The sequence below is a fragment of the Streptomyces sp. NBC_01515 genome (assembly GCF_045040345.1).
Taxonomy (GTDB): Bacteria; Actinomycetota; Actinomycetes; order Streptomycetales; family Streptomycetaceae; genus Streptomyces.
On record NZ_CP109416.1, the window covers coordinates 2,995,671 to 3,021,572 of the forward strand.

A 25,902-nucleotide genomic window follows, 5' to 3' on the forward strand; every position below is an offset into this window, starting at 1 on the left:
GACACGGTCACCTTCGATCGCCCGTAAACGGGTGGTGCGTGGGTGGGAGAGTGGCTTTGGTCAGGCTGAGATGCGGGACTCCGCTACTTCCCTGGGGGCGGGGACCGTGGCCAGAGTCGCCTCGCAGTGCATGATCCGGGGCAACCGCAGCGCCATCACCGCGCCCAGCAGCAGCAACCCCGCGCTGACGAGCAACGTGACGTGCAGGCCATGGACGAAAGCGTGCCGGGCCGCGTCACGCAGCGCGGCGCCACGCACCCCGCCGAGCCGCCCGGCAACGTCGTACGCCTCACCCAGCGAATGCCCCGCCGAGGCCGACGCGGACGCCGGTACACCGGGAACGGACGACAGCCCGGGCGCGTACGCCGCGTTCATCACGCTGCCGAGGAGCGCGATGCCGATTCCCGCGCCGAGCTGGTAGGAGGTCTCACCGATCGCCGCCGCGCCACCCGCCTGCGCCGGCGGCGCCTCGCTCAGCATCGACTCGTACGCCCCGAAGAGCGTCATCTCCAGCCCGAACCCGAGCAGCAGGAACCCGAAGAGCAGCAGCCCGGTGTTGTCCCGCTCGCCCATCGCGGTCAGCGTCAGCACCGAGAACGCGGTGAGACAGAAGCCGAAGCACACCATCCGGCGCGGGCCGAAGCGCCGTAGCATCCGCGCCCCGAACAACCCCGCGGCCATCGCCGCGAACGTCAGCGGCAGCAGCCGTAGACCCGTCTGGAGGGGCGACAGGCCGAGGACCAGTTGCAGGTACTGCGCCGCGATCAGCTCCAGGCCGACCAGTGCCAGCATCGCCAGCACGATGCAGCCGACGGACGTGCTGAACGCCGGCCTGCGGAACATCTTCAGGTCCACCAGCGGATGCGTACGGCGCCGTTGCCGTCGTACGAACAGAACCAGCAGTACCGCGCCCACGAACAGCGGGGCCACGGTCCACCCGCTCTCGACCGGCTCCCCGCCACCGAGCCGCTTCACGCCGAAGACGGCGCCGAAGAGCCCGCCCGCGGCCATGAGCGCGCCGACGACGTCCCACGGGCCGTTGCGATCGCCGCGGGACTCGGGGAGGAGGAGCCTGCCGATCGGGAGGCTGATCAGCATCAGGGGGATGTTGACGAGGAAGACCGAGCCCCACCAGAAGTGCTCCAGCAGGAACCCGCCGAGCAGCGGACCCACCGCCGCGCCGACCGCCGCCACCGCGCTCCACACACCGATCGCCACCGCCCGCTCACGCCGGTCGGGGAAGACCTGGCGGAGGATCGAGAGTGTGGCCGGCATGATCATCGCGCCGCCGACGCCGAGCAGCGCCCGCGCGAGGATCAGGACCTGGGCGTCATGGGCGAGGGCCGCGAGGCCGGAGGCGACGCCGAAGAGGCCGTAGCCGAGGAGCAGGATGCGCCTGCGGCCGACTCTGTCGCCGAGGGTGCCGAAGAGGATGAGGAGCGAGGCGCAGACCAGTGGATAGACGTCGACGATCCAGAGCAGCTCTATCGCGCCGGGTTTGAGGTCCTCGGTGACGGCGGGCACCGCGACATGGAGCACGGTGGCGTCGAGCGCGACGAGCAGCAGGCTGACGCAGAGGACGACGAGGACGACCCAGCGGTTGGCACCGGCCCCGGCCGCCCGACGGCGCAGCGCTGCGGCGGCCGTGGTCGTCCCGGACATGTACTACCTCCCAGATGTTCCCTCGCGTTCGGCGGGGCTCACGGGGTGGGGACTCCCCGTGACTGCGGCCGGAGAGGAGCGGTGTCTCCGACCCGCGCAACGAAGGCGAGTGAGCCGTCAGCGTACGCGAGTTCACGCCAATGCCACGTGGTGGACCTCTCACACTCCCCGAGGAACACGTGTGGCGTACACCACTCACCCTTCCGCGGGCCACGCCCCCGCCGGGCCTGCCGGTTCAGCGTGCCCTCGATAATCAGGTCCGTGACCGATCTCGCAGCACCTCTGCGCCGGGCGGCCCCGGCCCTCCTCGGGTACGCCGCCGTCCGCACCCTGGGCCTGGTGGTGCTCGCGGTGTGGAGCGCGGCGCGCGGCAAGAGCGCCCACACCTTGCTGACAGCGCGGTGGGACGCCCTCTGGTACACGCGGGTCGCCGACCTCGGTTACGGCTACGAGGTCCGCCTCCCGAACGGCGACGTCCACTCGAACCTCGCCTTCTTCCCGCTGTTGCCCTGGCTGGAAAGGTTCATGCACGCGGTGTCCCCGCTGTCGTACGCCGACGGCGGTCTCCTGGTGAGCCTGCTCACCTCGCTCGCGGCGGCCTGGGGGATCTTCGCAGTCGCGGAGCATGTCTACGGCCGTCGCGTGGGCGTGTGTGCCGTGCTGCTGTGGGCTGTACTGCCGGTGGGGATCGTGCAGTCGATGGCGTACAGCGAGTCGCTCTTCACCGCGCTCGCCGCGTGGTCCCTGTATGCCGTGCTGACCGGCCGCTGGGTGACGGCGGGTGCGCTCGCGCTGTTCGCCGGGCTGACGCGGCCCGTGGGGCTCGCGGTGGTCGCGGCGGTGTGGGTCGCGGGCATCACCTCGTTCACCGGGCTCGCCTCGCGGTTCACCGGACTCGCCCCGCGCGCGGAGGCCTCTTTCGTGCGGGACCGCAGCACGGCGCCCGCGCCCGGCGCGCAGGTCCGGCCTCGCGCCCTCGGGATGGCGATCGCGCCCCTGGGCGCCGCCGGGTACGTCCTGTGGGTCGGCCACCGCACCGGCAAGGGTCCGCTGGGCTATCTCGACGTGCAGGCGGGCTGGCGCAACGGTTTCGACGGGGGTGCCGCCTTCGCCCGTTTCGTCGGCGACAAGTTCACGTCGTTCCCCTCGGCCCTGGCCGGGGTGGGGCTGATCGTCGGGGTCGGGCTGGTGCTCTGGCTGTACGTCGTGGGCGTCCGGCAGGGCCAGCCGCTGCCGCTTCTGGTGTACACCGGCGTCGTCACCGCGCTCGCGCTGTGCGCGTCGAGCTACTTCGGCTCGAAACCCCGCCTGCTGATGCCCGCCTTCCCCCTGCTGCTCCCCCTCGCGCTCGCGCTGGCCCGGCTGCGTACGTCCAGGTCAGCGTGGGTGGTGGGCGGTGTCGCGGTGGCATCGGCCGTGTACGGGGCGTTCTGGCTGAACGGTTCCGGTCCGCCATGATCCACTCAGCACACCCCATGATCCACTCGTCACGCTCCATGAGCACCCGGCCAATTTCACCCCAGCATTTGGTGAACTAATTCATAAGGGCCTTAAAACTCGACCCCGGCATGATCAAAGGAATTGCAGGACGGAGCCGTCCTGGATTGCGGAATCCTCGGAAATAAACCTGCGTCTGAGAGCTTTCCCACATCACATCGTCATCACAAAGCCGCTGATTCGACGGGGATCCACACTCACTCGCTGTAACGTCGATTGAGTGCGTACCGAACGAAACCTCACCCGTCTGGACCGGGTGTTCGCGAGGCTGGACCGTGAACCTGAACGGCCGGCCAACATCGATGTGCCGAAGATGAGCCGGCACAGGGTCGTGCTGTTTGCCGCGACCCTGGCCTTCTATCTCGCCATCGTGTGGCTCGTCGTGACCACGTCCTGGCTGGTCCGGTTCGACTGGCAGGTCATGTTCTTCCGGCCGTACCAGCAGTGGGCCGGCATCCACTGGTTCGTCGACTACTACGTGGTCCTGGGCCAGCGCGGCCCGACCGCGGTGATGGTCGCGGCCTGGCTGGGCTGGCGCTCCTGGCGGCAGCACACGCTGCGCCCGCTGCTGACCCTGGGCACCTTGCTGCTGCTGCTGAACATCACGGTCGGCGCGGCCAAGCTCGGCATGGGCCGTCTCGGCCCGCACTACGCCACCGTCATCGGCTCGAACGAGATGGGTCTGGGCGGCGATATATTTCCCAGCGGCCACACCGCCAACGCGGTCGTGACCTGGGGAATCCTGGCGTATCTGGCCTCCACGCCGGCCGCCCGCCGCTGGCTGTCCGCCGCGTCCGCGGTGACCTCGCTCGGCGTCGGTCTCGCCACGGTCTACCTCGGCACGCACTGGCTGAGCGACGTGCTGCTCGGCTGGGCCGCCGGTCTGCTGGTCCTGCTCGCCCTGCCGTGGTGCGAGCCGCTGATCGCCCTGGCCGAGACCCGGATCTTCGACCTGCGCGACCGCTGGCGTGCCCGTCGCGGCGGCACGGCACCCGCACCGGTGCCCACGTCCCCGGTCACCGCGCCGGTGCTGCTCAAGCCGCGCACCTCCTCCTCGGGCGACGAGGTACCGGCGGCCCGTGAGACGGTCACCGCGAGCCGTGCGGCCCGACCACCGGCCCATCTCGCCCCGGGCCCGCACACGACCCGCTCGGAGCGCACCCCGGTCACCCCGATCGGCAGCCGCCGCCCGCCGCACCCGGACCGCGTGGCGCGCGGCACCACCCCGGCCACGGCCACGGCCCGTCCGGCGACGGGCGGCTGACCCCCGCCCAGACCGCGGGGCCGGTACGCACAACCATCCCCGCGCATCAAGAAGGCCCCTGTTCCGCAAGCGGAACAGGGGCCTTCGTCACGTGCTCGCCCAACGTGTGCGCTCAGCCCTTCCAGGCGCGCGCCACCGTGCCGTCCTTGACCTCGAAGTTGAGCCGTCCCCCGCGGAACTCCATGGTGATGATGGCCCCCGGCGGCAGCGACCGCACGGTCGGCCAGCCGCGCTCCCGCGCGAGCCGCTCGGCCTCTGCCGCGTCGAGGCCCACATAGCTGTTCGGACTGTCCTGGGGCTCTGCCGGTGGAGTCGGAATGGATGCCATGCCCGCCACGCTAGCCCCTCTTGCGCTCTCTCCGTCCCTCTCCGGTCACACTTCTGTCACAGGATCAGGACGTGTGTTTTGTTCTGCATCCCTCACACGTATGAGCGGTTCCGTACGCCTTCCGCAGGCATTCGAACGTAATTCCCGCATGTCGGTCCGGCTCCCCGAATAGCCCCGCGGAAAGTGCCGCGAGAACCGGCCGGACGCCCCTTTCCATTCCGATTCCGTGCGGTACGGCGGGAGCTGACGCCGCATAAGAGTTTCACCGTTCCGGCACAGAATCGCCGTGGGCACCCGGGTCGTGCCGGTCCAGCGCGCGGGTCAGCAGGTCCCGGGCCGTCCTGATCCTCTCGGCCAGCTCGACGGGCTCCAGGACCTCGAAGTCGAAGCCCATCATCATCACGTGGACCACCATCAGGTCGAGGTTCGGGGCCCCGGTCCGCAGCAGGCAGGCGTCCGGTCCGTCGGCCTCCAGCGTCCCGCCGGACGGTGAGATCCGCTCGGCCGCCTCCTGGAGGGGCACGAGCAGCCGGACGACGGCGTGCGAGGCGTACGCGCGCGTGGAGACCCCTTTCGAGACGTGCGCGGCGAGGTCCTCGGCCGGTGGCTCGCGCGGGGTGAAGCGCGGCCCGTGCGGCGGCCGGGGCGTGACGCGGTCGACGCGGAAGGTGCGCCAGTCCTCGCGGTCCAGGTCCCAGGCGACCAGGTACCAGCGCCGCTCGGTGCACACCAGGCGGTGCGGTTCGACGCTGCGGCGGGTGGGCGTGCCGTCGTGGCTCTCGTAGTCGAAGCGCAGCCGCTCGGCGTCCCGGCACAGGGCGGCCAGCTCGGTCAGGACGGCCGGGTCGACGGCGGACGGCAGCGTGCTGTGCAGCATCGGCACGGTGAACGCGTTGAGGGCGCCCACCCGGCGGCGCAACCGGCTCGGCAGCACCTGTTCGAGCTTGGTGAGGGCGCGTACGGAGGTCTCGCCGATGCCCTCGATGCCCTGCCCGGCGGCGGTACGCAGCCCGACCGCCACGGCGACCGCCTCGTCGTCGTCCAGCAGCAGCGGCGGCAACTCGGCGCCCGCGCCCAGCTGATAGCCGCCACCCGTGCCGGGACTGGCGTTGACGGGATACCCCAGTTCCCGCAGCCGGTCCACGTCCCGGCGCACGGTCCGCGGGGTGACCCCGAGCCGGTCGGCCAGGTCCGCGCCGGACCACTCGCGGTGGGCCTGGAGCAGCGAGAGCAGGCGCAGGAGTCGTGCCGAGGTCTCCAACATGGTCGAAGTCTCCATCAAGGGCGGTCTGTATCAACGGCGGCCCGCGTCAAGGGCGGTACGGCAGTTGGGGCACGTCGAAACAGGTGCTGTTCATGTCCCCTTGCGGGACCCACCCCTTGCCGTCCTGCCAGCGGGCCACGGACAGGCAGGTCCTGCGCGTCCTCGGCGGTTCGGCGAGCCGCTGGAAAGAGACGGGAACCAACAGCCCGCCCGCGGTGTAGTTCTCGCTCCGGTTCATGAACCCGTCGACACACGCGCGCGTGACGCCCGTTTTCATCCTCACGCACGCCTTGGCCGCGTCCGTGAACCGCATCGCCGCCGCCCACCCCTCCAACTGCCATTGGGAGTGCGTCTTCAGCCCCTTCGTCGCGTCCCGGAACTCCCGTACGGCCGCCTGGGAGGTGTCGTCGAAGTCGCGGCTGGACCCGGTCGCCCACAGGGCATTGCGGCAGCGCGGGGAGTTTTTGTAGTCCTCCGGGACGGTGGATGTCCAGTTCTGTACGTTCGTCACCTTGGCGATGACCTTCGCGCCGACCTGGTCCATCGCCTCGCACAGCTGGGCGTTCCCGTGCGTGTCGATGGCGTCGAAGACCAGGTCGGCGCCCTGCTGCTTCAAGTCCGCCGCCACGGCACGGAAGTTGGGCAGCGCGAAGTCGACCTGCTCGGTGACGACCCTGTAGCCCTCGGTCTTCAGCCCCTGCTCGACGAGGCGGGCGTAGGCGGCGGACGCGGCCTGGTTGTACGACACGACGGCGGCGGTACGGGCCCCCCGCTCACGCTTGAAGTACCGGTAGACCTCCGTGCCGCCGTACAACCGCCCGCCCCAGCCCGGTGTCCCGGCGCGGGGCGCGAGGCTGCCGTAGATGCCGTACAGGTGCGGCCAGGTGTCGTAGGCGGCGCCGATGGGCTGGCCGCCGATGTCGGGCACGCGCGCGTGGGAGACGCGGGAGGCGCCCGCGTAGTCGAGGGCGGTGGTGGCGACCAGGGCGACGACGGCATCCCCGTCGGCCCCGTCGATCAGCTGGTGCACGCACGCGTTGTTGCCGACACCGCTGCCGCCGTCGTCGCACAGGCGCACCTCGACCGGGTGCCCGTCGATGCCCCCGCGCGCGTCGAGGCGGTCGAAGTACGCCTTGGCTCCGTCGCGGGGGCCGGTGAAGGTGTCGCCGCCGACCGGGCTGGTCGCGCTGGTGATGATGCCGACCCGGATCGGCGTGTCGCTACTGGCCGCGGGCGTACGGGAGTTGCCGTGCTCGAAGTCGCTCTCCGGGAGGCGGCTGCCGCAGGCCGTGCCCGCGAGGAGCAGCAGCACAGCGGCAGCGGCCTCAGCAGCCCGTCCCGGGCGACTGCGAGGCATCGCCGCTCAACGCCACCAGCGCGCACAGGGTGTTGACGGACACCTTCCAGGTGCCGTCCTGCTCGACGGCCGTCCCGGAGGCGTTCGGCAGGGCGGTGGCGCCGTTCAGGGTGAGGCTGTACGTCACGGTCGCCCGGGTCGCCGACGTGAACGCGACCTTCTGGACGACCGCTTGGACCTGCCCGCCGCGCTTGTCGCCGCTGAAGGCCTTCAGGACCGGGCCCATCTTGTCGCCGTTCTCCAGGACGGCCTGTTTGTCCTCGCTGGAGGCGGCCGGGTCGAAGAACTTCTTCCAGTTGGCCTTGATCCGGGTCGTCGCGGCGGCCGGGTCCGCGGGCGCGGTCGCCGGTGCGCTCGTCGTCCGCTCGACCGACGGGGTGGGCGGCGGCGCGCTGCTGCCGCCCCCGCTGTCGTCGCCGCAGGCCGCCAGGGCCGGGCCGAGCACGAGGACCAGGGCGGCTGCCGCCGAAGTACCCCGCCCCCGCCGTGTGTTCCTTCGCCTGAGGTCGCTCCCGAGAACCATCTGGCTCACCGCCGGGTGTCGTTCCGGGCCGTGCTCGCCCGGTGTTTTCAGGTCAGGTGTCAGAAGGCATAGTGCAAGCCATTGGCCGGCATGGACAGACACCCGACGTGTGGGGGCCGTAAATGCGGACAGCCCGACTGCGGACCGTGCACCCCGCCCTGTGGGCCGGCTGGGCCGCGCTCGCCGCGGGCGCGGTCCTGTGCGTGCTCGGCTGGTACGGCGTCTCGGGCGAGCGCTACGCGGAACGCCAACTCCCCTACCTGGCCTCCTGCACGATCCCCGGCGCCGCGCTGATCGTCGCCGCCACGGTCCTGCTCACCCACGGCCGCTCCGCCCTCGCCGCCGCGCGCGTGGAGGAGCTGTACGGCCTTCTCGTGGCCGCCGAAGCCAACGACGTCGAGGAGTCCGCACAGGCCGCCGCAGCACCCGTGGCAATCAGCGGGGACCTGCTGATGGTGCCGGGCGGCGCGTTGTGGCACCGCGCGGACTGTCCGTTGGTGGCCGGGAAGCCGGAGGCGGTGCCGGTGGACTCGAAGCTGGTGGCGAACGGCGAGTTGAGCCCCTGCCCGATCTGCGAACCCGCCGAAGCCGACGACTGAAGCCCCGGATGTCCTCCTTCACCTACGACCTCACCCTCGCCGGCCTCTCCGTCGGCAGCGCCGCCGCGCTCACCGGGATCGGCCTGATCGTGACGTACCGGGCGACCGGCGTCCTCAACTTCGCGCACGGCGCGGTCGCGATGGTGTGCGCGTACGTGCTGCGGCAGTGCGTGGTCGGGTGGGGCTGGCCGCTGTGGCTGGGCGCGGTGGTGACGCTGCTGTTCCTCGCGCCGGGTATCGGGGTCATGCTGGAACGGTTCGTCTTCCGACCGCTGTCGGTCCTGGGCGGCGATCCGGCGCAGACGCTGGTCGCGTCCATCGGGGTGTTCGTGCTGCTGGTCGGCGGGGCCGCGCTGGTGTGGGGGCAGGGGGCGCGGGACGACGCGCCGGAGCTGGTGTCGGCCGATCCCTGGAGGCAGTTGGCGGTGGTGCTCGTGCTGGCCTCCGGAGTTGGGGCGGTGATCCGCTGGACGCGTTTCGGGCGAGAGCTGCGGGCCGTCGTGGACGACCGCCGACTCGCGGTCCTGGGTGGCGTGGACGCGGACCGGGTGGCCGCGGCGGGCTGGGCGTTCGGCTCCTTCACCGCGGGCCTGACGGGCGTGCTCCTCGCCCCGTACGTACGCCTGGACCCGTACGGCCTGCCGCTGCTCGTCATGGAGGTGATGGCGGTCGCGGTGGCGGCGCGGATGCGGAGCCTGCCGGTCGCGGTGGTGGTGGCGCTGGGGATCGGGGTCGGGCAGAGCCAGTTGACGAGGCTTCATCTGCCGGGCTGGGCAGGGCAGTTGGTGCAGGCGGCGGGCGCGAACCTGTTCGTGGTAGCCCTGTTGGTGGCGGCGCTGATACTGCCGGGTCTCGGCGCTCGGGACGCCCTCCCGCGCACGGCGACGGCCCGCGTCGCGACGCCTCCGGGCGCCTGGATCGTGGCCGGGGTGCTGTTCCTCCTCCCCTTGGGTTTCGCGGGCTCGGACCTGCACACGTCAGTCCAAGTCCCGGCACTGGGCGTGGTGTTGCTGTCCCTGGTGGTGGTCACCGGACGCGGCGGTCAGCTCTCCCTGGGACAGGCGGCGTACGCGGGCCTGGGTGCCCTGTTCACGGCGCTGGTGGCGGCGGGCCGCTTCCCGCTCCTCCCCCGCCTGCCCGAACTGGCCGCGCTGGCGGTGGCGGTGCTCCTGGTGGCTCCCCTGGGCCTGTTGACCGGCTGGCCCGCGATCGGCCGCCACGGCCTGTCCCTCGCCCTCGCGACCTTCGCGGTCGGCGTCGGGGTGAGCCGCTTCGTCTTCGCCCAGCCGTACGCCACGTCGGGCCTGTCGCTGGCCCGCCCGTCCGGCTTCGAGGACGACCGCACCTACTACGCCCTCGAACTCACCCTCCTGGCAACCGCGTTGCTGGCCACCCACGCCCTGCGCCGGGGCCGCACCGGCCGCGCCCTCGCCGCCCTGCGCGACCACGAACAGGGCGCGTCCGCGGCGGGCGTCCAGGTCCCGTCCCTGAAACTCCTGGCCTTCGTCGCGGGCGCCGCCCTGGCCGCCCTGGGCGGCGGCATGCTCGCCATGGGCGTACGCGCCTTCGACCCCTCGGCCTACGACCCCGTCCGCAGCCTGCTCTGGTTCGCCGCGGTGATCGTCCTGGGCGCCGACAGCACACTGGGCGCGCTCGCTGCCGCGGCCCTGCTGGTCGGACTGGACGCGGGCACGCGCGGCGGGTTGGCGGCGGCGCTGATCGGGGTGTTGGCGGTGTGCGTGGGGCGGTTTCCCGGGGGTCCGTACGAGGCGTTGCGGGTGACGGCGGGGCGGCTGCGGGCTCGACGGAGGGTGCGGTTGACGGCGTTGGGGGTGGGGGTGCGGAGGAAGTTGCGGACGGTGGACGTGCCGGTGCCGGCGGACTCAACGGCGGCTGCGCATGCGGGTGTCGCGCGCGAGGATGTTGCGCGCCAAGCGGAGCGCGACGCCAGGCGAGCGTCCGGGGCGCGGGACCCGCGGGAGCACACCCCCGGGCAGCGGGGAGAAGCGAGCACAACGGCGGCCGTGTGCACGGATGTTGCACGCCCCGCGAAGCCCCGTACCGGGCAGGCGTCCGGGGCTCGGGACCCGCAAGGGCGCGCCTCCGGGACCGGGCAGCGGGGCGAGGCGGCCACAACGGCTGCTGCGCGCGAGGATGTTGCGCGCCGAACGGAGCCCGACGCCGAGCCGGCGTCCGGGGCCCGGGACCCGCAAGGGCGCACCCCCGGGACAGGACACCAGGGCGAGGCGGGCGCAACGGCGGTAACCCGCAAAGGCGTTGCGCACCCGGCGGGGTCCGACGCCGGGCGGGATCAGAACACCGGACCCGGGCAACAGGACGGCGCGAATGCAACGGCCGCCACCCACAAGGGTGTTGCACACCCGGCCGAGTCCGCCCCCGGGAAGCCACGCGCCGCCGAACCCGGACGACAGCACGACGCGGCGGAATCGTCACACCGGGACGCGGCGCCCACCCCGCCCACCACAAACGTGCACCCGTCCGAAGCCGCGCGCCCGCTCGAAGCTGTGCGGGCTCCCAGCCCCGCTCCGGAATCGACCCCACCCCGCGCCCGGCCACGCCTCACCCCACCCCTCCTCACCGCCCACACCCTCCACGCCCGCTACGGCGGCTTCACCGCGCTCGACGGAGTCGATCTCGTCGTGCGGGCCGGGCAGGTCACCGCTGTGGTCGGGCCCAACGGGGCTGGAAAGAGCACCCTGTTCCACTGTCTGGCCGGGACCGTGCGGCCCGCGCGGGGGCAGGTTCGGCTCGGGGGACGGGACATCACGAGACTGGCGGCGCATGCGCGCACCCGGCTCGGGGTCGCCCGGACCTTTCAACAGCTCGCGGTGTTCCCCTCGTTGACCGTCGCCGAGAACGTGCGGGTGGGGGCCGAGCAGGGCCGGGTCGCCGAACCTGGTGCCGTGGAGCGGGCGTTGCGGTTGTTCGGGCTCGACGGGGACGTACGGTCGCTGCCCGCCGCCGACCTGCCTACCGGGATCCTGCGCCGGGTGGAGCTGGCGCGGGCGTTCGCCGGTGGCCCCCGCGTGCTGCTGCTCGACGAGCCCGCCGCCGGGCTCGACACCGCCGAAGTGGCCGCGCTGGCCCTGGTGTTGAGGGCGCTCGCCGCCGAGGGCACCGCGCTGCTCGTCGTGGAGCACGACCTCGATCTGGTCGCCGGCCTCGCCGATGTGGTCCATGTGATGGCCGCGGGCCGCATCGTCTCCTCCGGCCCGCCCCGTCACGTCCTCGATACACCGGGTGTCCAGGAAAACCCCGCATGACCATCGCCCTGCGCCACGCGCGCGTGCGCTACGGCCCCCTCGAAGCCCTGCACGGCGTCACCCTCGCCGCCCCCGCTCACGGGCTCACCGTCCTGCTGGGCCGTAACGGCTCGGGCCGTACAACTGCCCTGCGCGCCCTCGCCGGTACGGTCGCGCTGTCGGGCGGTGCGGTGGTGTGGGACGGCGCCGATGTGACCCGTATGCCCGCGTACGAACGGGCTCGCCGGGGGTTGTGTCTGGTACCGGAGAGGCAGGCCGTGTTCGGGTCGCTCACCGTGCACGAGAATCTCGAACTCGCCGCGCGGGACTACGACTTCGCCCTGGACGCCTACCCCCGGCTCCGCCCGCTGCTCCCCCGCCGGGCCGGCACCCTCTCCGGGGGCGAGCAGCGGATGCTGGCGCTCTCCCGGGCCCTGTTGGCACGCGCGCGTGTGGTGCTCCTGGACGAACCGGCGCAGGGCATGTCGCCCGCGGTCGCGGCGCACACGTACGAGCTGCTGGGCGGGTTGGACGCGTGCGTGGTCGTGGCCGAACAGCGGTTGCCGCCGGTGCTGCGCGGCCGGGCGGCGATCGTGTACGAACTGCGGCGCGGGACGGTCGTGTTCAGCGGCGAGGCGGCCGAACTGGCGTGACGGGCGCGCCCCCGCCCGGTCGGAGGACCGGGCGGGGGCGGCTCGGGAGCGGCGCTCGGCTCAGAGGTCGAGTTGCTGGCCGGGGAGGATCAGATCGGGGTCGGCGCCGATGACGGACTTGTTGGCGGCGTAGACCTTCCGCCACGTGGTCCCGTGCTGGGCGGCGATGGCGCTGAGTGTGTCGCCCTCGCGGACGGTGTAGTCGCCGCGGGACGTGCCGCGCGAGGCGTTGTTCGTCCCGCGGGCCGGCGCTGTCGCGGGCTTCGACGGGGTCGCCTTCTTGGTCGACTGCTTCTTCGTCGACCCGGATGCCGACTCGGACGTGGATCCGGTGGTCGACTTCTTCGTCTTCGTCGTCGACTTCTCGCTCACCGTGCCGGAGGAGGCCGCGGGTGCGCTGCCGCTCGCTCCGGCCCGTACCGAGCAGACCGGCCAGGCGCCCCAGCCCTGGGCGTGCTGGACCTTGGTGGCCACGGCGATCTGCGCGGACCTGGAGGCCTGGTCCGCGGTGGCCGCGTAGGCCGAACCGCCGTAGGCGCGCCAGGTTCCGGCGGAGAACTGGAGTCCTCCGTAGTAGCTGTTGCCGGTGTTGATGTGCCAGTTGCCGCCGCTCTCGCACTGGGCGATGCGGTCCCACACTCCGCTGTCGGCCGCCGCGGCGTTGCCGCTTGCGGCCAGCAGTCCGAGGGGCGCGAGCAGAGCCGCCCCGGCGAGGACCGCCGTCGTACGCGCTTGACCCTTGCGGTGGGTCTCAGGAGCGTTCTCGCGAGTGGTATCGGCACATTCGGACATGTAGTTCCCTCTCCAACAACCCGGTTCCCCCAAGGCGGTTCGCGGCTTCCACGCATCCACGCGGTCCTCGCGCTCCTCCCCGTCCGCCGGAAGTGGTGCTGCTTGCCGGCTTGTTCGGCCGGCGGACGTACCCGAGCGGTGCTCGTTGCACACAGCCGAGGAATGTACGGAGGCGGGCGAGCCCATGTCGACCAACTGCCCGTCCCCGCAGGCCAGTTCACTGTTACCGCGGGTATCAGCATTTTTCGGCCACTCGTTAAATTCACCTATTTCATGATTTCTCGACCAGTTGCCGACAAGCGCTGTGACCCGGTTCACGCGACCAACTCCCTTGACCTTTCACAGAGTTGACATGGAGTGTCCGATTCCGTACCGACCGTGACCGTCTGCTTCGGTTGGTTCGATTCGGTTCGCTCCGGGGCGTGACTCCCGCCACAGATCCTCCGTTGTCTTCTTCATGAGCCCGGGACCCACCGGGCACCGCATTCCGAGGGAGCCACCCGTGCCGCGCATGCTCGACGTCAGCGACGACGTACGCGCCGAGATCGGCGACGAAGAAGCCGACCGGCTGCTCGCCGGAGACAACGCCCCGGGCAGTTACGACTGCACGTCGTGCCGCACCCAGGGCGACTCCGATCAGGAGCGCACCAGCACCGTCCTGTTCATCGGCGACGAGACCGCCGTCCTCGCCTTCGCCCACGCCACCTGCCTGCCCTCCCAGATCGTCCAGGTCACCGAGGAGCAGCTGCAGGGCGCCGTCCGCTCCATCAGCGGCAACACGCACGCCCCGGCCGGCGCACCGGAGAAGGCCGTACCCGAACAGGCCGTGCTCGGGGTGACCAGCGGACTCGTCCTGATCTCGGGGGAGTTGCACCCCGCCCTGGTCGTCGAGCCGACCGCGCCCATCGTGCGCCCGGGCTCGACCGACGTCGGGGACGACTTCCTGCCGCTGCTGATCGAGCAGGGCTTCATGCCGCTCAGCGAGATCACCACCGTGCCGCCCGTGCTGCACGGCTGGTCGGTGCTGCTCGCCGCGGGCCAGCTGCACGCGGTGCTCCAGCCGAACAGCAACGGCGGTTCCCCGGTGGCCTGGTGGCAGGCACACCAGGCGCTCCAGGTCACCGACAGCTGGCGGGCCGCCGCCAACAAGCACCAGCAGGTGCTGATGTTCGCGGCACCGGTCGGCTCGATCGGCCGCCAGCCCCGCGAGGACCTGCTGCGCAGCGCGCTCGACAAGGCCGCGGCGAACGGCCAGTTGGTCGGCTCCGCGCTGCCGCTCGCGGGCACCTGAGCCGCATCCCTTCAGGTCACGCGTCGTTTGGACATACGTGCACGCATACGACGTTCCCCGCAGCCGGCCCTACCAGTCGATCCCGTCCTCGCGGTCGGACCGGGACAACCCCGGCGGTCCCTCGGCCACGCCGATCTACGACCGGCTCTACTCGGAGTGGGTCAAGACCTTCCGCTCGCTGCCGGGTGACCGCAGCGGCGAGGAGGAACTGGGCTTCACCGCCTTCGGGCACAGCCCGCACAGCACGGGCTCGTTCAGCGGAGGCTCGTTCAACGGGGGTTCGATCGGCGGGGGTTCACTCGGCGGAGGTTCGTACAGCGCGTACAGCGCGGGGGCCTACAGCGCCCGGCAGCAGTCGCAGTGGCAGCGCGTCGGACAGCTCGGTCACGCCGGGCAGCAGCAGCAACAGCACGCCCACACCGGGATGCACCACATCCCGGCGGCCCTGCCGCCCGGCCCGCGCCGAGGCATCTGAGCGGCACGGCACGCACACGAAGAGGGCGGCCCCTGTATCGACAGGGACCGCCCTCTTCGTCGTAGAACAGCCGGCCGTGAGAACAGCCGTACGCCTACGGCTACTTCTTCTGGCTGCGGCTACTTCTTCTTGCCGCGCTTCTCGCGGACCCGGACCGAGATGTGGATCGGGGTGCCCTCGAAGGCGAACTCCTCGCGCAGGCGGCGTTCGATGAAGCGGCGGTAGCCCGCCTCGATGAAGCCGGAGGCGAAGAGCACGAAGCGCGGGGGCTTGGTGCCGGCCTGGGTGCCGAAGAGGATGCGGGGCTGCTTGCCGCCGCGGACCGGGTGCGGGTGGGCGGCGACCAACTCGCCGAGGAACGCGTTCAGTCGGCCCGTCGGGACCCGCGTCTCCCAGCCGGCCAGCGCGGTCTCGATGCCCGGGACCAGCTTCTCCATGTGGCGGCCGGTGCGCGCCGAGACGTTCACCCGGGGCGCCCACGCGACCTGGGCCAGCTCGGTCTCGATCTCGCGCTCCAGGTAGTAGCGGCGCTCCTCGTCGAGGGTGTCCCACTTGTTGAAGGCGAGGACGATCGCGCGGCCCGCCTCGACGGCCATGGTGACGATGCGCTGGTCCTGCACCGAGATGGACTCGGAGGCGTCGATCAGGATGACCGCGACCTCCGCCTTCTCGACGGCGGCGGCGGTACGCAGCGAGGCGTAGTAGTCGGCGCCCTGCTGGAGGTGGACGCGCTTGCGGATGCCCGCCGTGTCGACGAACTTCCAGGTGATACCGCCGAGTTCGATCAGTTCGTCGACCGGGTCACGGGTGGTGCCCGCGATCTCGTTGACGACGACGCGCTCCTCGCCGGCCACCTTGTTCAGCAGCGAGGACTTGCCGACGTTCGGGCGGCCGATCAGGGCGATCCGACGGGGCCCGCCGACCGCGGTGCCGAAGGTCTGCTCGGGCGCCTCCGGAAGGGCCTCCAGGACAGCGTCCAGCATGTCGCCGGTGCCGCGTCCGTGCAGCGCGGAGACGGGGTGCGGCTCGCCGAGCCCCAGGGACCACAGGTAGGAGGCGTCGGACTCGCCGCTCAGACCGTCGACCTTGTTGGCCGCCAGCACGACGGGCTTGCCGGCCTTGCGCAGCAGCCGTACGACCGCCTCGTCGGTGTCGGTCGCGCCGACCTTGGCGTCGACGACGAAGACGACCGCGTCGGCGGCCTCGATCGCGTACTCGGCCTGCGCGGCCACGGAGGCATCGATCCCGAGGACGTCCTGCTCCCAGCCCCCGGTGTCGACAACCTTGAACCGCCGCCCGGCCCATTCGGCCTCGTACGTCACACGGTCACGCGTGACACCGGGCTTGTCCTCCACGACGGCTTCGCGCCGCCCGATGATGCGGTTGACGAGAGTCGACTTGCCGACGTTCGGCCGGCCGACGACGGCGAGGACGGGCAGCGGCCCGTGTCCCGCCTCGCCGATGGCGCCCTCGACGTCCTCGATGTCGAAGCCCTCTACGGCGGCGAGCTCCATGAACTCCGCGTACTCGGCGTCGCCGAGCGCCCCGTGCTCGTGCTCCTCGCCGGAGCCGTCGGGCTGGATCTGGTCGTTCATGAAGATCGGTACCTCGTTCATCGTGGTGATCGGTGGAACCCCCGGATTTCGGGTGATCCACTACTCAAGTGTCTCTTAGCGCCCGGTGAGGCGCCTGGCATCGTCCAGGTGGGCGGCCAGCTGCTTCTGGATGCGCTCGGTGGCCTCGTCCAGCGCTTTGCGCGTACGGCGGCCCGAACCGTCGCCCGCGTCGAACGGGTCGCCGAAGACGACGTCGACGCGGGAGCGCAGCGGAGGCAGTGCCTTTATCAGCCGTCCGCTCTTCTCCGAGCTGCCCAGCACGGCCACCGGCACGATCGGGGCGCCGCTGCGGACCGCGAAGTAGGCGAGCCCGGCGCGCAGTGCGGCGAAGTCGCCCTCGCCGCGGCTGCCCTCGGGGAAGATCCCGAGGACCCCGCCGCCCTTCAGGATGTCGAGCGCGCGGGTGACGGCCGTACGGTCGGCGGTCGAGCGGTCGACCTCCACCTGCCCGACTGCGCGCATGAAGGGCCCGAGCGGCCCCACGAACGCCTCTTTCTTGACCAGGAAGTGCGAAGCGCGAGGCGCCACACCGATGACCATAGGGCCGTCGATGTTGTGCGAGTGGTTGACGGCGAAGATCACCGGGCCGGTGGCGGGAACCTTCCAGGAACCCAGCACACGCGGCTTCCACAGCCCGTACATCAGGCCGACGCCGATGCGCCGCCCGATCTCGGCCCCGCGCTCCGTAGGTGCAGTCACTTCGCGGCCCGCTTCTCCCCGACGAGGGTGACGACGCACTCGATGACCTGCTGGAGCGTGAGGTCGGACGTGTCCACCTCGACCGCGTCGTCCGCCTTCGCGAGCGGCGAGGTCTTGCGCGAGGAGTCGGCCGCATCCCGCTTCAGCAGCGCCTCGCGCGTGGCCTGTACGTCGGCGCCCTTCAGCTCACCGCTCCGCCGGGCGGCACGCGCCTCGGGGGACGCGGTGAGGAAGATCTTCAGATCGGCGTCGGGCAGCACGGTCGTACCGATGTCCCGCCCCTCGACCACGATCCCCCGCTCCGCCTCGGCGGCCAGCGACCGCTGCAACTCGGTGATCCGGGCCCGCACCTCGGGCACCGCACTGACCGCGCTGACCTTGGAGGTGACCTCCTGGGTGCGGATCGGGCCGGCCACGTCCACGCCGTCGACGCTGATCGTCGGGTTCGCCGGGTCCGTACCGGAGATGATCTCCGCCTTGCCTGCCACGTCCGCGATCGCGGTCGGGTCGGTGAGATCGATCCCGTTGTTCACCATCCACCAGGTGATCGCCCGGTACTGGGCCCCGGTGTCCAGATAGCTCAGCCCGAGCTGCGAGGCGACGGCCTTCGACGTGCTCGACTTGCCCGTGCCGGAGGGGCCGTCGATAGCGACAATCACTGCCTGGGCGGTCCGGGCGGCGCCGTTTTCCACGGGAGGACACCTTCCTGGTGCGGGGTGGTGAGCGGGGTGGGGATGCGAGTGCGCCCCGGACAAGGTTACTGGGTGCGCGTCACTCGTCCGGCCGCCCCTTGTCGACACCGCTCCGGCGAGATCGGCCCCGCCGGGGCGGACGGTCGCTGATTGACGCGGGGGGGGCGTTCTTCGGGCTGTCTGGTTGGACGGTTACTGCTGGATACGGGCAGGTGCTCTCGGCCTGGGTGGCGCTTGCTGCCGCAGGTCGACACTCATCAGACTGCCTGCCCGGACGACTACCGCTGGACGCGGGCCGACTCTCTCGGCCCGCGCGGCGCCGGCCGACCCAGGCCGACATTCTTCGGACTCCCCGGCCAGACGACTACCGCTGGACGCAGGCCGACACTCTCAGCCCGCGCGGCGCCGGCCGACCCAGGCCGACATTCTTCGGACTCCCCGGCCGGGCAGTTGCCGTTTGGCGCGGGACGATTCGATCCAACCCTTCCGGCGCTTACCGACGCGGGCCGGCCATCTCCAGCCCGCCGGGCGCCTTTCCGACGCAGGCGCACATACCCAGCTGGTCCGGCACCCTTTCGACGCGGGCCGCGCATCTCCAGCCCGTCCGGCACCCTTCCAATACAGGCCGCGCATCTCCAGCCCCTCCGGCCCCCTTACAACGCAGGCCGGCCATATCCAGCCCGTCCGGCGTTTGAGGACGAGGCCCCTTCAGGGCCGATCGGGGGTCTGGGGGCGGAGCCCCCAGAAGACGCCCGCCCCCACATCCCGTGCCTACTGCCGGATCGCCCAGCCCCGTTCCCGCAACGCCGCGGTCAGCACCGCCGCAGCCTTCGGCTCCACCCACAGCTGCACAAGTCCCGCCTGCTGCCCGGTCGCGTGCTCGATGCGCACGTCCTCGATGTTGACCCCGGCCAGCCCCGCATCCGCGAAGATCCGGGCCAACTGCCCCGGCTGGTCGTCGATCAGCACAGCCACGACCTCGTACACCCGCGGAGCGGACCCGTGCTTGCCGGGGACGCGGACCTGCCCCGCGTTCCCGCGCCGCAGCACGTCCTCGATCCCGCCCGCGCCCTCCCGCCGCTTGCCGTCATCGGCGGACTGCAGCGAGCGCAAGGCCCGAACCGTCTCCTCCAGGTCCCCCGCGACATCGGTGAGCAGATCGGCGACGGGCCCCGGGTTCGCGGAGAGGATGTCGATCCACATCCGGGGATCGGACGCGGCGATCCGGGTCACATCCCTGATCCCCTGCCCACACAGCCGTACGGCGGCCTCCTCCGCGTTCTCCAACCGCGCGGCGACCATGCTGGACACCAGATGAGGCATGTGGGAGACCAGCGCGACGGCCCGGTCATGGGCATCGGCGTCCATCACGACCGGCACCGCACGGCAGTGCGAGACCAGCTCCAGGGCGAGGTTCAACACCTCGGTGTCGGTGTCACGGGTGGGCGTCAACACCCACGGGCGCCCCTCGAAGAGGTCACCGGTCGCCGCCAGCGGACCCGACTTCTCGCGCCCGGACATGGGATGCGAGCCGATGTACCGGGACATCACCGACGGTTCGAGGCCCAGCGCCTCCAACTCCCGCCGCGGACCACCCTTGACGCTGGCCACGTCGAGGTAACCCCGGGCCACACCCCGCCGCATCGCGTCGGCCAGCACCCCGGCCACCAGCGCGGGCGGCGCGGCGACGATCGCGAGGTCGACGGGCCCGTCCGGCGCCTCGTCCGTACCGGCGCCGAGCGCAGCTGCCGTACGGGCCTGCTCGGGGTCGTGGTCGGTGAGGTGGACGACGACGCCCCGGGAGGCGAGGGCGAGCGCGGCGGACGTACCGATGAGCCCGGTGCCGATGACGAGCGCGGTCCTCACTGCGCGATGTCCTTGCGCAGGGCGGCCGCCGCACCGAGGTACACGTGCGCGATGTCGGCACGGGGCCGGTCGGACTCGATGTGCGCGAGGACGCGGACCACGCGGGGCATCGCGCCCTCGATGTCGAGTTCCTGCGCGCAGATCAGCGGCACGTCGGCGAACCCGCTGCCGAGCTTGCGGGCGGCGGCGGCCGGGAAGTCGCTGTGCAGATCGGGCGTGGCCGTGAACCAGACGCTGATCAGATCCTCGGCGGTGAGGCCGTTCCGCTCAAGGACGGCGGTGAGCAGCGCTCCGACCTGCTCGTCCATGTGCCCGGCCTCGTCCTTGTCCAGTTGGACGGCGCCCCGAACCGCTCGTACCGCCACGGCTTAGCTCCTCGCTGATGTACGGCTCTTGGTACATCCAGCCTAGTCAGCCCGTCCGGTACCGGTGCGCGGCGCCCGCCCACCGAGACGGTCACAGGGACTGTCGCCGGACCAGTTCCTCCAGCGAGGCGGCCTGCGGCACCTGCCCCTCCGGGGTGAGCCTGTCGACGGCCTGGGGCAGCGTCCGCGCGAGGTCGCTCGCGGCCTGCTCCGGGGTCACGCCGGCCTGCTCGGCGACCTTCTGCAGGGTCTCGTCGGGCAGCGCCCGCTGGATCTGCTCACCGGTGACGGACTGGTTCTGCCCGGTGCCGACCCAGGAGTCCTTCTGCTCGACGAGCCCGGACTTGGTGAGCATCTCCAGCAGCCCGCCCAGCGGATTGCCTCCGGTACCGCCCCCGCCCTGGCTCCCGCCGAGGGCCGAGAGCAGCGCGCCCAGGATGTTGCCGCTACCGGAACCGCCCTGGCCCCCTCCGCCCGTTCCCCCCAGAAGACCACCGAGAAGGCTGCCGAGATCGTTGCCCGCCATGGCTCGCACCTTTCGAGAGCGGCCGGCCACTGGTCGGGACCCGGCCTCGAACCCTGCCAATGTCACCCGAACCACCCCGTCCCGCTACTTGGGGTGAGATCATCCCGGTATGCCTCTTTACCCACGGCCCCGAGTCCGCTCTCATGGGCTGGAAGCACGCCTCGGGGGAGGGCCAAAGTGAAGCGTCCTGGACCACTGCTCACACTTCTGGCGGGCCTGGTGCTGGGCCTGTTCATGCTGACGCTCAACGCGACATCGGGAACGAAGACCGCGTCGTCCTCGTACCGCGAGGAATCGCCGTCCGCGTCACCGAAGACGCCACCGACACCATCCGCCACGCCCAGCACCAGCCCGACACCGTCGCCGTCGCCGTCGAAGCCGCCCGTCGCGAACGCCAACTACGCCGGCCGCACCGACGACGACGCCGCCTCGGTCGCGGTCTCCGTCCGGGACGGCAAGGCCGTCGCGTACTTCTGCGACGGCCGCTACAAGGAGGCCTGGCTCAGGGGGCGCGTCAACAACGACGGCAGCATGAAGCTCACCGCCCCGAACGGCGCCGTACTCGACGGCAAGATCGAGCAGGGCAAGAAGATCCGCGGCTCCGTCAAGGACGAGGGCCGGCCCTACACGTTCACTGCGGACAAGGCGGTCAAGCCGTCCGGCCTGTGGCGCGCGACCGCCAAGGTGCGCGGCGCCAAGATCGACGGCGGCTGGATCGTGCTGCCGAACGGCCGCCAGACCGGCATCGTCACCCGCGACGGCAAGACCGCCTCCGCACCCCGCATCGACCCGGAGACCGGCACGGTCACGGTCGACGGCCAGCAGCTCACGGCACAGCCCGTCACCCCCTGACCCCCCTGACCCACCATCCGCCTCAGGGAGCCGATCATGACCGCCGACCCGAACGCCGCCACCCAGGCCTACCCCCCGCGCCCACCCGCACGCCCCCACGACAGCCCCGCCCGCTACCTGGTCCCGGCCCTAGTGGCCGCGGCCGTAGCGGTCGGACTCGGCGTCTACGGCAAGGTCCACGACCCGGCGGGCACCGCCTTCAACCTCGCCGGCTTCAGCAGCACGGGCGCGGTGAAGTCCTGGCTAGCGACGACCGCGTTCTTCTTCGCCCTCGTCCAGCTCGTCTCGGCCTTCATGGTCTACGGCAGGCTGCCGGGCCCGAGTTGGTCGGCGACGCTGCACCGCTGGTCGGGGCGGATCGCGTTCCTGGTGGCGGTGCCGGTCGCGGTGCACTGCCTCTACGCGTTCGGCTACCAGACGTACTCGACACGCGTGATGTGGCATTCCCTCCTGGGGTGCGCGTTCTTCGGCGCCTTCAGTGCCAAGATGCTGCTGCTCCGCTCGGAACGCCTGCCCGGCTGGCTGCTGCCGGTCATCGGCGGCTTGGTCTTCACCGTCCTCACGCTGCTCTGGCTGACATCCGCCCTCTGGTTCTTCCGCACCGTCGGAGTGACGACATGACCAGCCATCGTCGTAGCAACCACACGACGCCCCCCTTCGGAGTGACTACATGACCGACAGCTCGACGCGCCGCACGGTCCTCGCGACGGGTGCGGCCGCCGCGCTCACCGCCGGCTGCAGCAAGTACGGCGACAGCAACGACTCCTCGGGCTCGTCGTCCGTGAAGGCCACCGGCGGCCAGGAGTTGGCGAAGACCTCCGACATCCCCGTCGGCGGCGGCAAGATCTTCAAGGACCAGAAGATCGTGGTGACCCAGCCGAAGAAGGACGAGTTCAAGGCCTTCTCGGCGATCTGCACCCACCAGGGCTGCACGGTCGGCACCGTCGCGAACGGCACCATCGACTGCCCGTGCCACGGCAGCAAGTACCGCATCGCGGACGGTTCCGTGGAGGCGGGACCGGCACCGAAGCCGCTGCCCTCCGAGCAGATCAAGGTGGAGGGAAATTCGATCCGCCTGGCGTGAGATGCCACGTACGCTCCGGAAATGCCGTTCGAGAGCCTGGTCCGCGACCACACGATCTACGCCTGCGTGATGGGTTCGCGCGCCTTCGGCCTGGCGACGGACGGCAGCGACACGGATCGCCGGGGCGTGTTCGTGGCCCCCACTCCCCTCTTCTGGCGCTTCGACAAGCCGCCGACGCACATCGAGGGCCCGGCGGAGGAGCAGTTCAGCTGGGAGCTGGAGCGCTTCTGCGAACTGGCCCTGCGCGCCAACCCGAACATCCTGGAGTGCCTCCACTCCCCCCTCGTCGAGCGCGTCGACGCCACCGGCCGCGAACTCCTCGCCCTGCGCGACGCGTTCCTCTCCCGCCGGGTCCACGAGACGTTCACGCGCTACGCGTTGGGCCAGCGCAAGAAGCTGGAGGTCGACATCCGCACGCACGGCGCCCCCCGTTGGAAACACGCGATGCACCTCCTCCGCCTCCTCACCAGCGCCCGCGATCTGCTCCGCACGGGCACCCTGAGGATCGACGTCGGCGACCAACGCGCCCCGCTCCTCGCGGTGAAGCGCGGCGAAGTCCCCTGGCCGGAAGTCGAGTCCTGGATGACCCGCCTAGCAACAGAGACGGACGAGGCAGCCACCGGCACCCCCCTCCCGGCGGAGCCGGACCGCCGACGCGTGGAGGACTTCCTGATCGAGGTCCGCCGCGCCTCAGCTCTCCAGCCGGACCCGTACGACGAACTCGTGCAGGGCGTCGTACGTACTCGGGGTGTCCGGCAGGACTGACGCCCCTTGCGCCTCGTCCAACACGCCGTGCAGGCGCTCCACATCGGCCCGCACGCGCCCGTGGTCGACGTCGGCGGCCCCGTGCTCCCGCTCGACCTTCGCCTCGATCAGCTCCGTGATGTACGGCGGAGCCTCGACCTCCCCGACGAGCGTGGGCAGATGGGCCCGCACCTCGCCGCTGCGCATCAGGTGAATACCGGTGAGCAGCACACGGAACGTGTAGAGCAGCGGCTTGAGTTCGCCGGTCTTCTCGAACAGCCGCCACTGCGTAGTGGCGAACCCCCGGTAGTGGTGGGCGTGATGGCTGGTGAGAACACCCGGTGCGAGCGCGGCCAGTTCCTGGTGAGCATCGGTGGTGTGCACCACGAGCGGCGACAACAGCTGCTCCAGCACATAGCCGTTACGCCGCAGCATCAGCCGTACGAACTTACGCAGGTCGTGGGTGACGAGGTCCATCTCGACGCCGTCCCGCAGCCACATCTTCGACCGTGTCTCATCCGGCTCGCGCAGGCCTACGAGTTCGGCTGTCGACAGCAGGTGCACGCCCCGCAGGTCCACATCCGAGTCGCGGGACGGGAAGCCGTAGAGGTGCGCGCCTGAGACGGTGGCGAAGAGCAGGGGGTCGGGCTGCTCCGCCACGACGGGCTTGAGGTCGATGTCCAGGGCGTCGATCATCCGTCAAGCATCCCAAAGCGCCCCCAGCCCCAACAGCTCCCCCCGGTACTCGATCCGCCCCGCCCACTCCTCGGGCCACGCATCCGCCCCCAGATGCGCCCCCGCGAACGCCCCCGCAAGACAAGCGATCGAGTCCGAGTCACCGTACGTACAAGCCGCGCGCCGCAACGCGGTCACCGGCTCCTCCACGAAGAGCAGGAAGCACAACAGCCCAGTGGCCAGGGCCTCTTCGGCGATCCAGCCCGCACCGGTGGCCAGACACGGGTCGGTCTCCGGGGACACGGTCCGCACTGCTTCCTCAAGCCGGCCGAGTACCTCCAGGCACTCGTCCCAGCCCCGCGCGATGAAGTGCTCGGGCGTAGGGTCCTGGCTCCGCGTCCACAAGTCGCCCAGCCAACGGTGGTTGTACCGGGTCCGGTTCTCGACGGCGTACGACCTCAGCAGCCCGACCAGCCCGGTCGGTTCCGCACCCTGCGCGAGCAGCCGTACGGCGTGCGCGGTGAGGTCGGACGCGGCGAGGGCGGTCGGGTGGCCGTGGGTCAGCGCGGACTGCAACTGGGCGGCGCCGGAACGCTGTTCATCGTCGAGGCCGGGGACGAGCCCGATCGGTGCGACGCGCATGTTGGCCCCGCAGCCCTTCGAACCGATCTGACTGGCGTCCTGCCACACCCGCCCCTCACTCTTCAGCAGATTGCAGGCGACGAGGCAAGTCCGGCCGGGGGCACGGTTGTTGTCCGGCGACTGGTACCAGTCCACGAACTCCTCACGCACCGGCCGTTCCATCCGCTTGGGCCCAAGCAGCCCCCGTTCCATGGCAGTTCGCAACCCCCGCCCCAACGCCAGCGTCATCTGCGTGTCATCGGTGACGATCGCGGGCCTCGGCAACTCCATCTCCCGCCAGGGACCGCACTTGGCAAGGATGTCCGGCACGGCGTTGAACTCGGTCGGGAAACCGAGCGCGTCCCCGAGGGCGAGCCCCACCAGGGCGCCCGTGGCGGCACGCTTGCGGACAGTCGACGTAGTCATGCGGAACGCCCTTCCCGGGTCGGCCGAAGCAGCGGCGGGTACAGGGCGGTTGCGGTTCCGGCGCGGTACAGCGCGGCCGGCTTGCCGCGACCGCCGGTCAACTTGGCCCCGCCCAGCACCGGTTCGACGAAACCCGGCGTGGCGAGCACCTTGCGGCGGAAGTTCGGGCGGTCCAACTCCGAGCCCCACACGGTCTCGTAGACCTGTTGCAGCTCCCCGAGCGTGAACTCGGGCGAGCAGAACGCGGTGGCGAGGGAGCTGTACTCCAGCTTGGCGCCCACCCGTTCGTGCGCGTCGGCCAGGATCCGGTCGTGGTCGAAGGCGAGCGGCCCGAGCGAGTCGTACGGCAGCCAGCGGGCCTGCGCCGCGTCGCTGCCCGCGCGCGGCTCGGGCGGGTCGGGCAGCAGTGCGGCGAAGGCGACGGTGACGACCCGCATCCGGGGGTCGCGGTCGGGCTCGCTGTAGGTCCGCAGCTGCTCCAGGTGCAGCCCGGAGACGTCCGACAGGCCGGTCTCCTCGGCGAGTTCACGCCGGGCGGCGGTCTCCGCGGACTCGTCCGGCGCCACGAAGCCACCGGGCAGCGCCCAGTGCCCGGCGTACGGCTCCTGACCGCGCTCGACGAGCAGTACATGCAGGGTGCCCGCGCGGATCGTGAGGACGGCGAGGTCGGCGGTGACGGCGAAAGGTTCGAAGGCGTACTTGTCGTAGCCCGGTGATGTGGTCACGTGCACCCACTCCTTTAATGGTCAGTTAGACCATAAAGAGTGG

Annotated in this window: 25 protein-coding genes and 1 pseudogene; 11 read left to right on the forward strand and 15 right to left on the reverse strand. The window is 71.3% G+C overall.

Features of this window, described 5'->3' with window-relative positions:
- Positions 1-60: 60 nt before the first annotated feature.
- On the reverse strand, positions 61-1,662 hold the full coding sequence (locus OG407_RS13210) for an MFS transporter (RefSeq protein WP_405857893.1): 1,602 nt from the start codon (positions 1,660-1,662) through the stop codon (positions 61-63).
- A gap of 261 nt (positions 1,663-1,923) precedes the next feature.
- Between OG407_RS13210 and OG407_RS13215 the strand changes: the two genes are divergently transcribed.
- Together OG407_RS13215 and OG407_RS13220 are read left to right on the forward strand one after the other, a co-directional pair.
- Positions 1,924-3,120 carry a hypothetical protein gene (locus OG407_RS13215; RefSeq protein WP_405857895.1) on the forward strand — a complete coding sequence of 399 codons (1,197 nt, stop codon included), beginning with the start codon at positions 1,924-1,926 and terminating at the stop codon, positions 3,118-3,120.
- Positions 3,121-3,379: 259 nt separating this feature from the next.
- Positions 3,380-4,423, forward strand: coding sequence for a phosphatase PAP2 family protein (locus OG407_RS13220; protein WP_405857897.1), 1,044 nt, complete (start codon positions 3,380-3,382; stop codon positions 4,421-4,423).
- A 112-nt stretch (positions 4,424-4,535) separates the two neighbouring features.
- Here OG407_RS13220 and OG407_RS13225 read toward each other — a convergent pair whose 3' ends face one another.
- The 4 genes and pseudogenes from OG407_RS13225 to OG407_RS13240 form a co-directional block, all read right to left on the reverse strand.
- Positions 4,536-4,751, reverse strand: coding sequence for an I78 family peptidase inhibitor (locus OG407_RS13225; protein ID WP_405857899.1), 216 nt, complete (start codon positions 4,749-4,751; stop codon positions 4,536-4,538).
- Between the two features lie 304 nt (positions 4,752-5,055).
- A pseudogene (locus tag OG407_RS13230) lies at positions 5,056-6,015 on the reverse strand (helix-turn-helix transcriptional regulator); the annotation flags it as partial.
- A gap of 46 nt (positions 6,016-6,061) precedes the next feature.
- Positions 6,062-7,372, reverse strand: coding sequence for an ABC transporter substrate-binding protein (locus OG407_RS13235; protein WP_405857901.1), 1,311 nt, complete (start codon positions 7,370-7,372; stop codon positions 6,062-6,064).
- Positions 7,341-7,895 (reverse strand): hypothetical protein, encoded by a 555-nt coding sequence (locus OG407_RS13240; protein ID WP_405868387.1) that lies wholly within the window; start codon positions 7,893-7,895, stop codon positions 7,341-7,343. The genes OG407_RS13235 and OG407_RS13240 overlap by 32 nt, the downstream gene beginning before the upstream one ends.
- Positions 7,896-8,017: 122 nt before the next feature.
- Between OG407_RS13240 and OG407_RS13245 the strand changes: the two genes are divergently transcribed.
- From OG407_RS13245 to OG407_RS13255, 3 genes are read left to right on the forward strand one after another with little or no spacing between them, the layout of a single operon-like run.
- Positions 8,018-8,494: a hypothetical protein gene (locus OG407_RS13245; protein WP_405857903.1), complete on the forward strand. Its 477-nt coding sequence runs from the start codon at positions 8,018-8,020 to the stop codon at positions 8,492-8,494.
- Positions 8,495-8,502: 8 nt separating this feature from the next.
- Positions 8,503-11,778: an ABC transporter permease subunit gene (locus OG407_RS13250; protein WP_405857905.1), complete on the forward strand. Its 3,276-nt coding sequence runs from the start codon at positions 8,503-8,505 to the stop codon at positions 11,776-11,778.
- Positions 11,775-12,410: an ATP-binding cassette domain-containing protein gene (locus OG407_RS13255; protein ID WP_405857907.1), complete on the forward strand. Its 636-nt coding sequence runs from the start codon at positions 11,775-11,777 to the stop codon at positions 12,408-12,410. The genes OG407_RS13250 and OG407_RS13255 overlap by 4 nt, the downstream gene beginning before the upstream one ends.
- Before the next feature lie 60 nt (positions 12,411-12,470).
- Here the strand turns inward: OG407_RS13255 and OG407_RS13260 are convergent, their stop codons facing one another.
- Positions 12,471-13,202 carry a transglycosylase family protein gene (locus tag OG407_RS13260; RefSeq protein WP_405857909.1) on the reverse strand — a complete coding sequence of 244 codons (732 nt, stop codon included), beginning with the start codon at positions 13,200-13,202 and terminating at the stop codon, positions 12,471-12,473.
- A 502-nt stretch (positions 13,203-13,704) separates the two neighbouring features.
- Between OG407_RS13260 and OG407_RS13265 the strand changes: the two genes are divergently transcribed.
- Together OG407_RS13265 and OG407_RS13270 are read left to right on the forward strand one after the other, a co-directional pair.
- Positions 13,705-14,493: a hypothetical protein gene (locus tag OG407_RS13265; RefSeq protein ID WP_405857911.1), complete on the forward strand. Its 789-nt coding sequence runs from the start codon at positions 13,705-13,707 to the stop codon at positions 14,491-14,493.
- 37 nt (positions 14,494-14,530) lie between these two features.
- The gene (locus tag OG407_RS13270) at positions 14,531-14,968 is read left to right on the forward strand and encodes a hypothetical protein (RefSeq protein WP_405857913.1); all 438 of its coding nucleotides are present in this window, start codon (positions 14,531-14,533) and stop codon (positions 14,966-14,968) included.
- Positions 14,969-15,087: 119 nt separating this feature from the next.
- Here the strand turns inward: OG407_RS13270 and der are convergent, their stop codons facing one another.
- From der to OG407_RS13300, 6 genes are all read right to left on the reverse strand, one after another.
- The gene (der, locus tag OG407_RS13275) at positions 15,088-16,563 is read right to left on the reverse strand and encodes a ribosome biogenesis GTPase Der (protein WP_026150792.1); all 1,476 of its coding nucleotides are present in this window, start codon (positions 16,561-16,563) and stop codon (positions 15,088-15,090) included.
- A 75-nt stretch (positions 16,564-16,638) separates the two neighbouring features.
- On the reverse strand, positions 16,639-17,322 hold the full coding sequence (locus OG407_RS13280; RefSeq protein ID WP_403590496.1) for a lysophospholipid acyltransferase family protein: 684 nt from the start codon (positions 17,320-17,322) through the stop codon (positions 16,639-16,641).
- Positions 17,280-17,975 carry a (d)CMP kinase gene (gene cmk, locus OG407_RS13285; protein ID WP_403590499.1) on the reverse strand — a complete coding sequence of 232 codons (696 nt, stop codon included), beginning with the start codon at positions 17,973-17,975 and terminating at the stop codon, positions 17,280-17,282. The genes OG407_RS13280 and cmk overlap by 43 nt, the downstream gene beginning before the upstream one ends.
- 771 nt (positions 17,976-18,746) lie before the next feature.
- Positions 18,747-19,841, reverse strand: coding sequence for a prephenate dehydrogenase (locus OG407_RS13290; protein WP_405857915.1), 1,095 nt, complete (start codon positions 19,839-19,841; stop codon positions 18,747-18,749).
- Positions 19,838-20,206: a chorismate mutase gene (aroH, locus tag OG407_RS13295; RefSeq protein ID WP_033286250.1), complete on the reverse strand. Its 369-nt coding sequence runs from the start codon at positions 20,204-20,206 to the stop codon at positions 19,838-19,840. Before aroH ends, OG407_RS13290 begins: the two co-directional genes overlap by 4 nt.
- 91 nt (positions 20,207-20,297) lie before the next feature.
- A complete protein-coding gene (locus OG407_RS13300) occupies positions 20,298-20,732 on the reverse strand; it encodes a YidB family protein (protein WP_405857916.1) in 435 nt (144 codons plus the stop codon).
- Positions 20,733-20,909: 177 nt separating this feature from the next.
- On the opposite strand from OG407_RS13300, the gene OG407_RS13305 reads away from it, so the two are divergent.
- Genes OG407_RS13305 through OG407_RS13320 form a run of 4 tightly spaced genes read left to right on the forward strand, consistent with a single transcriptional unit; the run spans position 20,910 to position 23,433 of the window.
- The gene (locus OG407_RS13305; protein ID WP_405857918.1) at positions 20,910-21,584 is read left to right on the forward strand and encodes a hypothetical protein; all 675 of its coding nucleotides are present in this window, start codon (positions 20,910-20,912) and stop codon (positions 21,582-21,584) included.
- 36 nt (positions 21,585-21,620) lie between these two features.
- On the forward strand, positions 21,621-22,205 hold the full coding sequence (locus OG407_RS13310; protein WP_405857920.1) for a DUF6529 family protein: 585 nt from the start codon (positions 21,621-21,623) through the stop codon (positions 22,203-22,205).
- A 49-nt stretch (positions 22,206-22,254) separates the two neighbouring features.
- On the forward strand, positions 22,255-22,668 hold the full coding sequence (locus OG407_RS13315; RefSeq protein WP_405857922.1) for a Rieske (2Fe-2S) protein: 414 nt from the start codon (positions 22,255-22,257) through the stop codon (positions 22,666-22,668).
- Positions 22,669-22,689: 21 nt separating this feature from the next.
- Entirely contained in the window at positions 22,690-23,433 is a 744-nt protein-coding gene (locus OG407_RS13320) for a DNA polymerase beta superfamily protein (protein WP_405857924.1), read from the forward strand.
- Here the strand turns inward: OG407_RS13320 and OG407_RS13325 are convergent.
- From OG407_RS13325 to OG407_RS13335, 3 genes are read right to left on the reverse strand one after another with little or no spacing between them, the layout of a single operon-like run.
- Positions 23,359-24,108 carry a DNA polymerase beta superfamily protein gene (locus tag OG407_RS13325; protein WP_405857926.1) on the reverse strand — a complete coding sequence of 250 codons (750 nt, stop codon included), beginning with the start codon at positions 24,106-24,108 and terminating at the stop codon, positions 23,359-23,361. The two genes, OG407_RS13320 and OG407_RS13325, sit on opposite strands and share 75 nt — an antisense overlap.
- 3 nt (positions 24,109-24,111) lie before the next feature.
- Positions 24,112-25,134 carry an ADP-ribosylglycohydrolase family protein gene (locus tag OG407_RS13330; protein ID WP_405857927.1) on the reverse strand — a complete coding sequence of 341 codons (1,023 nt, stop codon included), beginning with the start codon at positions 25,132-25,134 and terminating at the stop codon, positions 24,112-24,114.
- The gene (locus tag OG407_RS13335; protein ID WP_405857929.1) at positions 25,131-25,859 is read right to left on the reverse strand and encodes an NUDIX hydrolase; all 729 of its coding nucleotides are present in this window, start codon (positions 25,857-25,859) and stop codon (positions 25,131-25,133) included. The genes OG407_RS13330 and OG407_RS13335 overlap by 4 nt, the downstream gene beginning before the upstream one ends.
- Positions 25,860-25,902 lie beyond the last annotated feature (43 nt).

Bases quoted from the DNA above. Each gene is read 5' to 3' on its own strand.
- OG407_RS13315 (WP_405857922.1), top strand. From the start codon at position 22,255: ATGACCGACAGCTCGACGCGCCGCACGGTCCTCGCGACGGGTGCGGCC.
- OG407_RS13310 (WP_405857920.1), top strand. From the start codon at position 21,621: ATGACCGCCGACCCGAACGCCGCCACCCAGGCCTACCCCCCGCGCCCA.
- der (WP_026150792.1), bottom strand. From the start codon at position 16,563: ATGAACGACCAGATCCAGCCCGACGGCTCCGGCGAGGAGCACGAGCAC.
- OG407_RS13325 (WP_405857926.1), bottom strand. From the start codon at position 24,108: ATGATCGACGCCCTGGACATCGACCTCAAGCCCGTCGTGGCGGAGCAG.
- OG407_RS13245 (WP_405857903.1), top strand. From the start codon at position 8,018: ATGCGGACAGCCCGACTGCGGACCGTGCACCCCGCCCTGTGGGCCGGC.
- OG407_RS13320 (WP_405857924.1), top strand. From the start codon at position 22,690: ATGCCGTTCGAGAGCCTGGTCCGCGACCACACGATCTACGCCTGCGTG.
- OG407_RS13235 (WP_405857901.1), bottom strand. From the start codon at position 7,372: ATGCCTCGCAGTCGCCCGGGACGGGCTGCTGAGGCCGCTGCCGCTGTG.
- OG407_RS13260 (WP_405857909.1), bottom strand. From the start codon at position 13,202: ATGTCCGAATGTGCCGATACCACTCGCGAGAACGCTCCTGAGACCCAC.
- OG407_RS13240 (WP_405868387.1), bottom strand. From the start codon at position 7,895: ATGGTTCTCGGGAGCGACCTCAGGCGAAGGAACACACGGCGGGGGCGG.
- OG407_RS13330 (WP_405857927.1), bottom strand. From the start codon at position 25,134: ATGACTACGTCGACTGTCCGCAAGCGTGCCGCCACGGGCGCCCTGGTG.
- OG407_RS13300 (WP_405857916.1), bottom strand. From the start codon at position 20,732: ATGGCGGGCAACGATCTCGGCAGCCTTCTCGGTGGTCTTCTGGGGGGA.
- OG407_RS13210 (WP_405857893.1), bottom strand. From the start codon at position 1,662: ATGTCCGGGACGACCACGGCCGCCGCAGCGCTGCGCCGTCGGGCGGCC.
- OG407_RS13225 (WP_405857899.1), bottom strand. From the start codon at position 4,751: ATGGCATCCATTCCGACTCCACCGGCAGAGCCCCAGGACAGTCCGAAC.
- OG407_RS13250 (WP_405857905.1), top strand. From the start codon at position 8,503: ATGTCCTCCTTCACCTACGACCTCACCCTCGCCGGCCTCTCCGTCGGC.
- OG407_RS13255 (WP_405857907.1), top strand. From the start codon at position 11,775: ATGACCATCGCCCTGCGCCACGCGCGCGTGCGCTACGGCCCCCTCGAA.